The organism is Eubacterium sp. MSJ-13, assembly GCF_018918235.1.
Classification (GTDB): Bacteria; Bacillota; Clostridia; order Lachnospirales; family Lachnospiraceae; genus Butyribacter.
Map to the genome: position 1 here is coordinate 1 of NZ_JAHLQE010000149.1, position 12,669 is coordinate 12,669.

Annotated in this window: 11 protein-coding genes; 9 read left to right on the top strand and 2 right to left on the bottom strand. The window is 36.6% G+C overall.

Features of this window, described 5'->3' with window-relative positions; all coding sequences use genetic code 11:
• Positions 1-83: 83 nt before the first annotated feature.
• The 3 genes from KQI69_RS09250 to KQI69_RS09260 all read left to right on the top strand — a co-directional run bounded on the left by KQI69_RS09250 (position 84) and on the right by KQI69_RS09260 (position 2,454).
• Positions 84-545: an S-ribosylhomocysteine lyase gene (locus KQI69_RS09250; RefSeq protein ID WP_216565098.1), complete on the top strand. Its 462-nt coding sequence runs from the start codon at positions 84-86 to the stop codon at positions 543-545.
• Between the two features lie 186 nt (positions 546-731).
• The gene (locus KQI69_RS09255) at positions 732-1,418 is read left to right on the top strand and encodes a 5'-methylthioadenosine/adenosylhomocysteine nucleosidase (RefSeq protein ID WP_216565099.1); all 687 of its coding nucleotides are present in this window, start codon (positions 732-734) and stop codon (positions 1,416-1,418) included.
• A gap of 106 nt (positions 1,419-1,524) precedes the next feature.
• Positions 1,525-2,454: a GTP-binding protein gene (locus KQI69_RS09260; RefSeq protein ID WP_216565100.1), complete on the top strand. Its 930-nt coding sequence runs from the start codon at positions 1,525-1,527 to the stop codon at positions 2,452-2,454.
• Between the two features lie 250 nt (positions 2,455-2,704).
• Here KQI69_RS09260 and KQI69_RS09265 read toward each other — a convergent pair whose 3' ends face one another.
• Both KQI69_RS09265 and epsC read right to left on the bottom strand, forming a co-directional pair.
• Entirely contained in the window at positions 2,705-3,127 is a 423-nt protein-coding gene (locus KQI69_RS09265) for a hypothetical protein (RefSeq protein ID WP_216565101.1), read from the bottom strand.
• Between the two features lie 20 nt (positions 3,128-3,147).
• A complete protein-coding gene (epsC, locus tag KQI69_RS09270) occupies positions 3,148-4,068 on the bottom strand; it encodes a serine O-acetyltransferase EpsC (protein WP_216565102.1) in 921 nt (306 codons plus the stop codon).
• A 378-nt stretch (positions 4,069-4,446) separates the two neighbouring features.
• On the opposite strand from epsC, the gene KQI69_RS09275 reads away from it, so the two are divergent.
• The 6 genes from KQI69_RS09275 (at position 4,447) to KQI69_RS09300 (ending at position 12,568) form a co-directional block, all read left to right on the top strand.
• On the top strand, positions 4,447-5,892 hold the full coding sequence (locus tag KQI69_RS09275) for a citrate/2-methylcitrate synthase (RefSeq protein ID WP_216565103.1): 1,446 nt from the start codon (positions 4,447-4,449) through the stop codon (positions 5,890-5,892).
• Positions 5,893-6,206: 314 nt separating this feature from the next.
• A complete protein-coding gene (locus KQI69_RS09280; protein ID WP_216565104.1) occupies positions 6,207-6,902 on the top strand; it encodes a response regulator transcription factor in 696 nt (231 codons plus the stop codon).
• On the top strand, positions 6,892-8,130 hold the full coding sequence (locus KQI69_RS09285) for a cell wall metabolism sensor histidine kinase WalK (RefSeq protein WP_216565105.1): 1,239 nt from the start codon (positions 6,892-6,894) through the stop codon (positions 8,128-8,130). The genes KQI69_RS09280 and KQI69_RS09285 overlap by 11 nt, the downstream gene beginning before the upstream one ends.
• Positions 8,111-10,696 (top strand): hypothetical protein, encoded by a 2,586-nt coding sequence (locus tag KQI69_RS09290; protein WP_216565106.1) that lies wholly within the window; start codon positions 8,111-8,113, stop codon positions 10,694-10,696. The genes KQI69_RS09285 and KQI69_RS09290 overlap by 20 nt, the downstream gene beginning before the upstream one ends.
• Positions 10,697-10,746: 50 nt before the next feature.
• A complete protein-coding gene (locus KQI69_RS09295) occupies positions 10,747-11,709 on the top strand; it encodes an ABC transporter ATP-binding protein (protein WP_216565107.1) in 963 nt (320 codons plus the stop codon).
• Positions 11,678-12,568: an ABC transporter permease subunit gene (locus KQI69_RS09300; protein ID WP_216565108.1), complete on the top strand. Its 891-nt coding sequence runs from the start codon at positions 11,678-11,680 to the stop codon at positions 12,566-12,568. The genes KQI69_RS09295 and KQI69_RS09300 overlap by 32 nt, the downstream gene beginning before the upstream one ends.
• Positions 12,569-12,669: the final 101 nt, after the last annotated feature.

Genomic DNA, 12,669 nt, shown 5'->3' on the forward strand with positions numbered 1-12,669 from the left:
CATTGTATATCAAAAATTCATCTCGAAATTCTTCGTTCAGAAGATTCCGAGAGTACATAAATTAAGAAACGGAGGAAACAAAAATGCAGAGAATAAAAAGTTTTGAGATTAACCATAATGTATTAGTACCGGGATTTTATATTTCAAGAGAGGACGGGGATGTTGTGACATATGATCTTCGCACAAGAAAGCCGAATGCAGGAGATTATATGAGCAATGCCGTTATGCATTCGGTTGAGCATATGTTTGCTACATTTGCACGTAATTCCGAGGTATCGGACAAGATTGTCTATTTTGGACCTATGGGCTGCCAGACAGGATTTTATCTCCTTGTCCGTGATATGGATGCAAAGGATGTTTTTAAACTTACAAAGAAGATACTTAAACAGACTATTGAGCATGATGGTGATGTATTTGGAAAGTCTGCGATTGAGTGTGGACATTACGAAAATCTTGATATAGATCTTGCAAAAGAGGAATGTAGGACTTATCTTGAGGTGCTTGAAAATCAGACAAATATGGAATTTACTTATCCTAAAGAATAAGTGATACGGTTGTGACGGTCTGTTTTATGACAGACCGGACAGCTTTTACGATGTTTCATTCAGAAAAAAACATAGTCTTTAGAATATGGGATGAATGGTATCAGATTTAAAAATTTCGTAAAATAAAATTTCCTAAAAGACGAAAAGATAAAAATAGAATATGATAATAGAGAAAAGAGGTAAACTATGATAATCGGTGTTATAGGAGCGATGCAGATTGAGATTGACAATCTCAAAAAGACATTGGAAAATCCTTCGTATGAGTCGATAAGCGGCGTAGAATTTGTTAAAGGAACTATCGGTGATACGGAAGTGGTAGCCGCTGTCAGCGGAGTTGGAAAAGTATTTGCAGCTATATGTACAGAAGCTATGATACTTACATATCATGTTGATATGGTAATAAATATCGGTGTTGCAGGAACTTTGTGTAAAGAACTTGGAGTTATGGGAATTGCCGTTGCGGATATGGTCGTGCAGCATGATATGAACACATCAGCACTTGGAGACCCTATAGGTCTTTTGTCAGGAATAAATGAAATCTATCTTCCTTGTGACAAAAAGATGATGGATACATTAAAAGAGTGTCTTGATGAAAAAGAAAGAAAGTATAAAGTCGGAACTATCGCTACAGGTGATATGTTTATGCATGATAAACATCAGAAAGATAAACTTCATGAGCGTTTCAATGCTATAGCGGCTGAGATGGAGGGTGGAAGTATCGGTCATGTATGTTATGTAAATAAAATCCCGTTTGCAATACTCCGCACGATATCAGATGGCGAGGGTGGTGCGATGGACTATGCTGAATTTGCGGAAAAAGCAGCCCAGATAGGTATTGAGATAGTTGTTGATTTCATTAAAAAAATAGCATAAATTTATAGGAAAGCCGGTTGTGGATAAGTTTTGTTTTACTACTATTAAGCAGGCAGCATAGCGGATTGAGAATATCCGCTTGACTAATTCATAAAGGGAGAGAATGATGATTAAGATAGATTTGATTACAGGTTTCCTTGGTTCGGGTAAGACGACTTTTATCAGAAAATATGTGAAATATCTCACAGATAAAGGTCTTAAAATAGGTATACTTGAAAATGATTACGGTGCAGTCAATGTCGATGCCATGCTTTTGCAGGATATCCTCGGCGATAACTGTGACCTTGAGATGGTTGCCGGAGGGTGTGATGCAGACTGTCACAGAAGGCGTTTTAAGACGAAACTTATCGCAATGGGCATGCAGGGATTTGACAGGGTTTTAGTTGAACCGTCAGGCGTATTTGATATGGATGAGTTTTTTGATACTCTCCATGAAGAACCTCTTGAGAGATGGTATCAGATTGGAAATGTGATAACTATAGTCGATTCACATCTTGAACTTGATCTGTCAGAGCGTTCAAGATATATTCTTGCATCTGAGGCGGCTAATGCGGGAAAGATACTTTTCAGTAAGACGGAGGGTGTATCAGATGAGCAGATTCAGGAAGTTATTGCTTATATAAATAAAAGTCTTGAGGAGTTTCACTGTACGAGAAAGATTGATAATGTCGTTATGGCAAAATCGTGGGATGAGTTTGACGAAAGTGATTATAAAAAAATAGAAAACTGTGAGTATGTCGGTGCGGGCATAGAAAAAAGGTACAATACCGATGATGTGGAATTTTCATCCCTTTATTATATGAATAAACACATGACTGTGGATAAACTTAAAAGTTGTGTAAATAAAACTTTTTCTGACGAAAACTGTGGAAATGTTTTCAGAATCAAGGGATTTATGCCCGATGGTGACGGCTGGCTTGAGCTTAATGCGACTAAAAAAGAGACAGTCATAAAGCCAATAAGGGAAGGTCAGGAAATCTTTATCGTGATAGGCGAAAATTTAAATCAGGATGTAATTGATAAATATTGGAGTTAGTACAGCTTCAAATATTAATTACTTGTTGTGCTAGTGCACTGTATCACTGAAATTTCGCCAAATATTGCAAAATTAAAATCTAAAAAAGATGAAATAAAGCGAAAAATTTATATTAACTGTTACTGCATACACTCGGTATGTAAGTTAATAAGACTTTTCGCTTTAGCTTTATTTTAATACTATCAAGGAAGTCCCCCACTTTTATTGCGTAGAGCAATAAGTCGGGACTTCCTTTTGACTACATTTGTCGTCAGTCCTGATATAGCTGTTTTATCTTTGTAACCTTATTTCCTGTCAATGTAATTTGTGCTGCCATGCCCCAGTAGTATTTTATGTTATGGTCTTTGGCAAGCTCAGGCTCGGCATCTTTTACAGCCTTGATAAATTTTTTCTTATTTACATTATAATTTTTCATTTTATCAGGGTTTAAAAGTGAGTAGGAAACTTTTGAAGCGAGTTTTATGGTTTGCTTTTTGGGCTTTCCTACTATATTTTCATCTTCAAGTCCAAGTTCATATGTCCATACGGCATCAGCATAGGTCAGAGTGTTGCCTTTTATTGACAGACATATGATTTTTTTTGTATTTGCTTTTGCATATGATGTGTTTGATGCAGGACTTATTATAGATAGTAAAAGTGCTGCAATCATAAGTTTAGTCAAGAATTTTTTCATTTGAAACCTCATATTTATTTTTATCTTGGAAGTTCTTCGTTACCGTGGTTCTTTTTTGTCGAAAAGCTGAGTTCAGGATTTTTTACACTAACTCTTGTTCCAGCAGGAACCGATTCAGTTATGAAAGCATTTCCACCTATGACAGAGCCTTTTCCGATAACTGTTTCACCGCCGAGTATCGATGCACTTGAGTAGATGGTAACATCATCTTCAATAGTCGGATGTCTTTTAATGTTGCGAAGGAGCTGGCCGCTTCTTGTAGAAAGTGCACCAAGAGTTACACCCTGATATATCTTAACATTATTGCCGATTTCAGTTGTCTCTCCGATAACAACGCCTGTTCCGTGGTCGATAAAGAAATATTCTCCGATGGTTGCTCCCGGATTTATGTCAATACCAGTGTGGTCGTGTGCGTATTCGGACATTATTCTTGGTATGAATGGAACATTCATTTTGTAGAGTTCGTGTGCGAATCTGTAAACGAATATTGCAAAAAGTCCCGGATAGCAGAAAATTATCTCCTCTTTTGTCTTTGCAGCAGGGTCACCGTCAAAAGCGGCATTTACATCTTTTAGCAAAAGATTTTGGATATGACTGAAAGATGAAAAGAATTTTGAACATATCTCAGTTGTATGATTTTCAATTTCTGTTTCATCAGCGTTATCTTTTGCCTGCTGTAAAAATGCAGCTTTAATCTGGCAGTAGAGGTCGTTGTAAATCTTTGTTATATTGTGTCCTACAAAAAATTCAGGAATCGTTTTGTTCAGATTTTCATTATCAAAATATCCTGGGAACATAAGCTGTCTTAGTCCCATTATGATATGTTTGATAGTGTCACGGTTTGGCATACAGTGTCCAGACCTTAAATAAAATAATTCCTCGCTGTTATAGTTGTCTGTAATCTCGCTTACGATATCGTCAAGCACTTTCTTTTCTAACATAATACACAACCTTTCTGTAATATATGGTATATTTCAATCTTATGTATGGATTTCATTTATAAAACAATAAATGTGTCCATAATATAATAATGGTATTTGTGGATATTTTCAAGTATACCTTTTGGAAAATTATTTAGAGGGTAACAGTTCAGCCAATTATCCTTTTATGGCTGAACTATTACTTTAGAGGTGAGAACGACAACATATAATTTTTATAAATATGAAAAGTTTATAAAAAGTGTCAGACAAATTTGACAGTTGTTATACAATTAAGCTATAATTTACTAATGAGGAATTATCGCAGATAAAAATAATAGTGCTTAATGGCAAAACATGGTTTTGTTAAAATAAATTATTAGAGGAAGGGAAGAGTGATATATGCAGGATGGAATATTTCAGGGAAGTCATGAGGAAATGATGGAGGAATATGCAAAACGTTATAAAAAGATATGCGTTGAGAATAACTCCATTGATGGAAAATTATTTGATGAATTTGGCGTTAAGAGGGGACTTAGGGATAAAAACGGAAAAGGGGTATTGTCAGGAATCACAAACATATCTCTTATAAAGGCTACTGAGATGGATGGTGACAGAGTCATACCATGTGAAGGCCAGCTTTTTTACAGAGGATACAATATATATGATCTGACAAAAGGATTTAGAAAAGACAACAGGTTTGGTTTTGAGGAAACAGCGTATCTTCTTCTTTTCGGAGAACTTCCTACAGATACACAGCTTAAAGAATTTCAGACTATACTTGCAAAAAACAGAAGGCTTCCGACTAACTTTGTTCGAGATGTTATCATGAAAGCACCTTCAAAGGACATTATGAATTCTCTTACAAAGAGTGTGCTCACGCTTGCCTCATATGATGATAAGGTCACAGATAATACACTTGAAAATGTACTTAGTCAGAGTATCATGCTCATAAGTGTATTCCCTATGCTTGCAGTTTACGGTTATCATGCATACAATCATTATGAATGTGATGAGAGTTTTTATATTCACAGACCGTCTGACGAACTTTCGGCAGCAGAGAACATTCTTCGTATGCTCAGACCGAACAAAGAATACACAGATGTCGAGGCAAAGGTTCTTGACCTCGCACTTGTGCTTCATATGGAGCATGGTGGCGGAAACAACTCAACTTTCACAACAAGGGTAGTTACATCAGCCGGTTCTGATACATATTCAGTTATAGCTGCTGCACTTTCTTCTCTTAAAGGCCCGAAACATGGTGGAGCCAATATTAAAGTTGTCGAGATGATGCGGGATCTTAAAGCAAATGTAAGGGATATTACGGATGAGGATGAGGTAAGAGCATACCTCAAGAAACTTGTCCGCAAGGAGGCATTTGACAAGAGAGGCCTTATATATGGTATGGGGCATGCGGTCTATTCCATATCAGATCCAAGAGCCGTTGCTTTCAAGCAGTTTGTTGAACTTCTTGCAAACGAAAAACACCAGAAGAAAGAATTTGAGCTTTATTCGATGATAGAAAGGATAGCACCTGAGGTTATCGGTGAGGAATGTGCTATCTATAAGGGTGTAAGTGCAAATGTAGACTTTTACAGCGGATTTGTTTATACAATGCTTGGAATACCACAGGAATTGTTTACTCCGATATTTGCTATGGCGCGTATCGTCGGCTGGAGTGCACATAGAATGGAAGAACTTATAAATGTTGATAAGATAATAAGACCGGCTTATCAGAGTATCATGGTGCCAAAAGTATATGAATCACTCAAGGAGCGTTCAACACCAAAGATTGATACAAAGGAAAGAGAAAAACTTCAGCTTACTATGAGAGATGAAAGCTGTTAAGTAAATATAATTACTGTAAAATTTATTTATTTTAAAGTCCTGTTATGTAGATTTCATAGCAGGACTTTATTATAATATAATTTACAGATTCATATGATATGAATTCTGGATTCTGGATTGTTTCTTGAAGCATAGTAGATATGATCAGGAAAACTGACAGAAAAATGTACGCAAATATTAAGAAAAAAGTAAAGATTTAAGGACCGTCCATATGTTATCATTACAAATGTATAAGAGGTGATTACATATGTATCGTTTAGTTGCCGGTTACATAGAAGTTGTGAACGGTGATATTGTCCGGGAAGGAGGCTGGTATGTCTGACGGAAATATTCTGGTAGTAGATGATGACCACGAGATAGCTGATCTGGTGGAGATACATTTAAGAGGTGAGGGCTATCAGGTTTTTAAAGCGTATAATGGGAAAGAAGCTTTGGAGTTATTTGACAGGGAGGAGATAGATCTTGCTATTCTCGACATTATGATGCCCGTGATGGATGGAAATGAGGTTTGTGCGAAGATAAGGGAGACAAGCACGATACCCATAATAATGTTGAGTGCAAAAGACAGTGAAAGTGACAAGGTTTCAGGTCTTGTAAACGGAGCAGATGATTATGTGACCAAACCTTTCAACACGAGCGAGCTTGTAGCAAGAGTCAAATCGCAGCTTAGAAGATACCAGAGTTTTGGAGGAGTAGAAGCAAAGACATCGGATGTTGTAAACATAGAAAATTTGTGGATGGATAAGAGGTCACATGAGGTAAAGGCATATGACAGGTCTGTCAAGCTTACACCTATAGAGTTTGATATTTTATTTCTTATGGCATCGCATCCAAACAAGGTTTTTTCTACAGATGAGATTTTTGAGCGTGTCTGGAAAGAAAAAAGTTTCGAGATGAGCAACACAGTGATGGTTCACATCAGGAGACTCAGAGAAAAGATTGAGTCGGGTTCGGGAAAAACACAGATCATAAAAACAGTTTGGGGAGTTGGATATAAAATTGAAGCGTAGTTTATTCAAAAGTCTAAGGGCAGAACTGATACTTTATGTTGCAGTCAGTATGTTTTTATCGGTCATTACGGAAGTTGTATGTGGGGTTGGACTTTATATTTTAAGTACTGCACTTGGAATCTCATATGGCGGATATGGCCGCAGGGATAGAATGATTGACAAATTTACGGATTCGGCAGACGAAAGGGGAAAAATATTTAATTATCAGGCAATCAAGAGGTGGGATAAAAATACATTGATTTTTTTAATGCTTGTAATATTATTTTTCCTTTTTTTGTTTTTTGTCATGTATTTTATGCTGATAACAAGAAAACTTACAGCAGATATAGGCTATATATCGGGAAGTATAGCGCATATGGCTTTTGGTGATGGTGGCGGCAGGATTGAAGTGAGAAGAAAAGATGAGATAGGCGAGATTGCGATACAGATAAACAGGATGTCTGAAAAGCTGGACGCTCTTATGAAATCAGAGAGAGATGCACTTCAGACAAACAAGGACATGATAACCTGCGTCGCACATGACCTCAGAACGCCGCTTACATCAGTTATCGGTTATCTGCAGCTTGCGGCAGACATGGAAAAATATGATGAACAGGAGCGTCACAAATATGCAGAGATAGCGATGAGAAAAGCAAACAGGCTTCAGGGACTTATAGAAGAACTTTTCAGTTATACAAAGCTTATGAGTGGTGAGATTACGCTTCACAGAAGTGAGATAGATATAGTCAAGCTTGTAGAACAGATGGTTGAGGAGTTTTATCCACAGTTTCATGAAAATGAACTTGAATATGAGTTGTTGCAGAATGTTTCAAGCTGTATCATATATGCTGATGGGGAGCTGATGGCGAGAGCTGTACAGAATCTTATAAGCAATGCTATAAAATACGGCAGAGACGGAAAGAGAGTGTTTGTTGAAGTAGAAAAATTTGAGAAAGAGATTCAGATAAGGGTGACAAATTTTGGTCTTGTTATACCAAAAGAGAGTTTAGAGCGTATATTTGACAGATTTTACAGGGTGGAGGATTCACGCTCGGTTCAGACCGGGGGTACAGGGCTTGGACTTAATATTGCCAGACAGATAGTACTTTTGCATGACGGAGCGATAAAAGTAGAAAGTGACACTGACGGAACATGCTTTACGATAGCACTTCCATTAAATATAGAGAAAAAGGATAAAAAAGAGTTAGTAGGGATTGATGAGCAGATAAATGATGAAATCAAGATATAAATTACAGATATTTAGACTGCTTATCTTATTTGTGCTGTTGATTTTTATAAGTCAGAATGACCGGTGCAGTGTCAAAGCATCGGAGATAACAAAGTTAAAAAATGGTGCGATGAGGATGAGCGGAAAGGGTATTACGGCACAGGTTTCTTTTGGCTACCGTGGTTACACTAAATATGGTAAAAATATGAAAGTGTCAGCCGTGATAAACAATGAGGGTGCAGGATTTTCGGGCAAGTTCAGATTGACATACCAGTCTGGAAAAAACAGTGACACGAAGATGATACAGAAGTCATTTTCAATTGGAGAACAGGAGAACAAGAGGGTTCAGTTTACGATACCGATGCTGTGTGAAAGTCAGGAGTATATTGTTTCGGTATGTGATGACGATGGAAATATATATCTGAAGGCACGTACTAAGATTGAAGCGGACTCGGATATTATAGGAATTTATATGGGAATTTTATCTGATACACCGTCAAAACTTGGATATATATCTGACAGTCTTAGTCTGGATGATGATATTGACAGTGCAGGCTCAGGCGTTACCGGCAAGGTTTTCGATATGAGTGCGTGTGATTTTGAGACACTTGCGATGCTTGACAGTGTAGATGTTATTCTTATTGATAATTACGATACAGGTAAATTCAGCAGGAATAATATAAAAGTATTGAAAAAATGGATAGCAAAAGGAGGCACGCTTGTAGTTGGAACAGGCAGCAACTACCAAAAAGAATTTGAAAAACTTCATAGTACGCTTATCAGAGGATATATAGGAAAGACTGAGAGAATCTCTACTGATTTCGGATGGACTGATGAGAGCAATGGGGATGAACAGGATAAGATGGATATAGACATTGTGAATTTAAGCCTGAATGAAGATTCCGTTTTGATAAATGATGGCAGAAATCTTATGGTTTCAAAAGAATTTGGCGAGGGAAGTATAATAGTTGCCGAGTTTTCATTTAATATTCCGAAAAAATTCTGGAAAAATTATGGCAAAGCACTTATGGTTACGATAGAACAAAATCTCAGTGATGGAACGAAGAAAAAATTACTGCTTCAAAATGAAAATCTTTCGTATGGAAGTATGGGGTATTCATATATGGAGGAGGCATTGAAGATAAATGAAAACGATGTTCTTCCAAATATGAAACTTTACGGCTGTATTTTGGCTTTATATGTCATAATTGCAGGACCAGGGCTGTATTTCTTTTTCAGAAGACGAAAAAAGAGAAGTTATCTTTGGATAGCAGTACCTATCTTATCTATTGCTTTTTCGGCTGTAATATACATAGTCGGTACAAGTACAAGAATACAGACACCATATATAAATTATCTGTCGCAGATAGTACTTAATGACAACAAAAATGCAAAAACAAAGGATATGAGTACATTGTTCAGCGTTACAAGCGTATCAAATGATGCGTTTAGTATGAAATTAAGTGGAAAGTGTAATGTCACTCCGAAAAATACGGAGTCATATTATGGAAATGCTAAAATGAGTGATGAAAGTATTCATGATTATGCATATGGTGTTGAGTATAATGAAAATAATACAAGGCTTTTGATGAACAGGTTATCCTCATTTCAGGGTGCGGAATTTATTATGAAGCAGAATGTAAAAGACGATGGAAATGTTGAATTAGATGTGTCTGAGAATGATATGAGCCTTATTGGAACAGTGTCAAATACATTCAGTTATGACCTTAATAACTGCATGATATATTATCAGGGAAATCTTCTTTATATAGGTGATATAAAGGCCGGTGAGAAGATAGATGTAAGCAAATATGCAAAAACGGGGACATATAACAGTTCTGATTATGGAAATTCGGTTACGGCGATGATAGAGTCCGCTATGGGTGGAAATATGTATTCAAACAGCATGGCTGCGAGCCTTAGGAGAAAAGTTGGTGTTGTTGAAGAATATCTTGAGGATAATTCAAATACAAAAGCATGGTTTTATGGTTTTGTAAAAGATAACAGTGAGAAATGTTTTACCGAAAAATTTAATTATGATGTGTATGGTGTGACAGGTGTATGTAAAAACTTTGAGATGAGTGAAAAGATTGACGGATATGATGTTATTGATTCGCTTGAGACATATGCCGCAAACTACAAGAGTGAATATACAAACGGATATGATGTATATTCAGGTGCACCTGAACAGTTTTCTGTGACATACAGATTTCCGAAAGCTTTTGTACTTAAAGAACTTTTATATTCAAAGCAGACAAGTGGCGGATGTGAGTTTTCAAAAAGTAAAGACAGTTATTCTGACTATGGATTTTTTGGGACTGTAAGTGTGAGAAATAAGAAAACAAATAAATTAGAGAAACTTTTCAGTTCGGGAAAAGAAATAAAAATCACAAATATGAGTGATTATCTTGAACCGGATGGTTCACTTATACTTTATTATTCGATTGAATATAAGAGCGGCAGGGAAGTCGGAAATATCTGTCTGCCTGAGGTAAAGCTGGTGGGAGATTATGAAAATGAAGTTGAGCAGTATTATTTTAACACAGATGGCAAACAGAGCAAGATTATAGTGATAAACAAAAAATAGCTGATGTAAGCTGTATGTTCAGTATATAAAACGGAGGGAATACGGCGTTTATGGTAGAAGTTAAAAGTCTATGTAAAAAATATGGGGATTTTGTGGCACTGGATAATCTTGACTTTTCCATAGAAGATGGTGAAGTGTTTGGATTTGTCGGACCAAATGGTGCGGGCAAAACTACAACTATGAGAATCATGGCAGGTCTTATACAGCCTGACAGTGGACGCATAACGATTGCAGGGACAGACGCACTAAAGAATGACAGAAGGTTAAAGAGTCTTATAGGATATATGCCAGATTTTTTTGGCGTATATGACAACCTTAAAGTTATAGAATATATGGAATTTTATGCTTCGATATATGGCATAACAGGTTCAAAAGCCGATAAACTCTGTCGAAAACTCTTAGAACTTGTGGATCTGGAAGATAAATCTGAATTTTTTGTTGATGAACTTTCAAGAGGTATGAAACAAAGACTTTGTCTTGCAAGATGCCTTGTGCATGATCCACAACTGCTTATCCTTGACGAACCAGCTTCGGGACTTGATCCGAGGGCAAGATTGGAAATCCAGAAAATCTTAAAAAGACTTAAAGAGAGAAAAAAGACCATAATAATAAGTTCACATATATTACAGGAACTGTCAGAATTATGTACATCAGTGGGTGTGATAGATAGAGGTAAGATGTTGGTGAAGGGAAAAGTTGATGATATAATGCTTCATTTAAATGCATCTAATCCGGTTCAGATTCATGTGACTGCTGGAAAACAGACAGCGGTAAATATATTAAAGAATGAGGATAAAGTCAAAAATATCTCCATATCAGATAATGATATCACTGTAGGTTTTTTGGGGACGCCTGAGGATGAGGCAGATTTGCTGAAAAAACTTATCACAAATAATGTAAAGGTGACATCGTTTGTCAGACAGTCAGGCAATCTAGAGGAGATATTTATGAAAGTTACCGAAAAGAGGGAGGTGCTTTTTAGTGAAAATAAGGATAAATCCAGTCTATGGTAAAGAGATAAAACTTAAAGTACGTTCGGTAAGATTTGCAGTAACGATATTTCTCTTTAATCTCATGCTCGGGATTATTGCTATAACAGGATTTGAGGTTATGTTTAATATGCATCTTAATCCATATGTTGACTATTCAGGAGCTGCAAAAGTGTTTTACATACTCATAAGCATGGAAATTATTGCAGTAATGTTTCTCATACCGGCATTTACAGCAGGGAGCATAGCGGGAGAGCGTGAGAAACAGACACTTGACATACTTCTTACGACGGTTCTTACTCCAGAGAAGATAGTTATGGGAAAGCTTCTTTCATCGGTAAGTATGGTATTGTTACTTGTAGTGTCAAGTCTGCCTATAATATCAATAGTATTTACGATAGGCGGAGTTGATATGAACGATCTTATACAGTTTATGTCTGCGATACTTGTCATATCATTCTTTGTCGGAAGTATGGGTATGCTTGCGTCAACAGTCCTTAAAAAGACAGTGCCCGCTATGGTATGCTCAATGTTCGAGGTTATGCTTGTGTGTGTAGGAACTGTTATTATAGTAGGTGTGGCATATATAACAGCAAAATTATATTATTATAACTGTATGGGGGCAGTCGGAAAAATGCCAAATGTCAGCGGAGTATGTATGGTTCTTCTTGTAAATCCAATATTTACCGTTGTACAGATGACGATAAAACAATGCGAATCGGTATCAGCAATTTCAAAACTTGCCGAAATGCTTAACGGTTCGATACCTGCCGTTATTGAAAATAACTGGTTTAAGATAAGCATGATGTCACAGGTTGTAATTACTGTCATATTGTTGAAATTATCAGCATTTTTCCTTAAACCGATAAAAAAAAGGAAGTAACAGTTCAGCCTTTCATTTCCTCAATTCATAAACCTGTAAACACGCTGTCAGTCGCTGCTACGCAGCTTTTGTTTATTTCATTTCAGAAATGAAAGGCTATT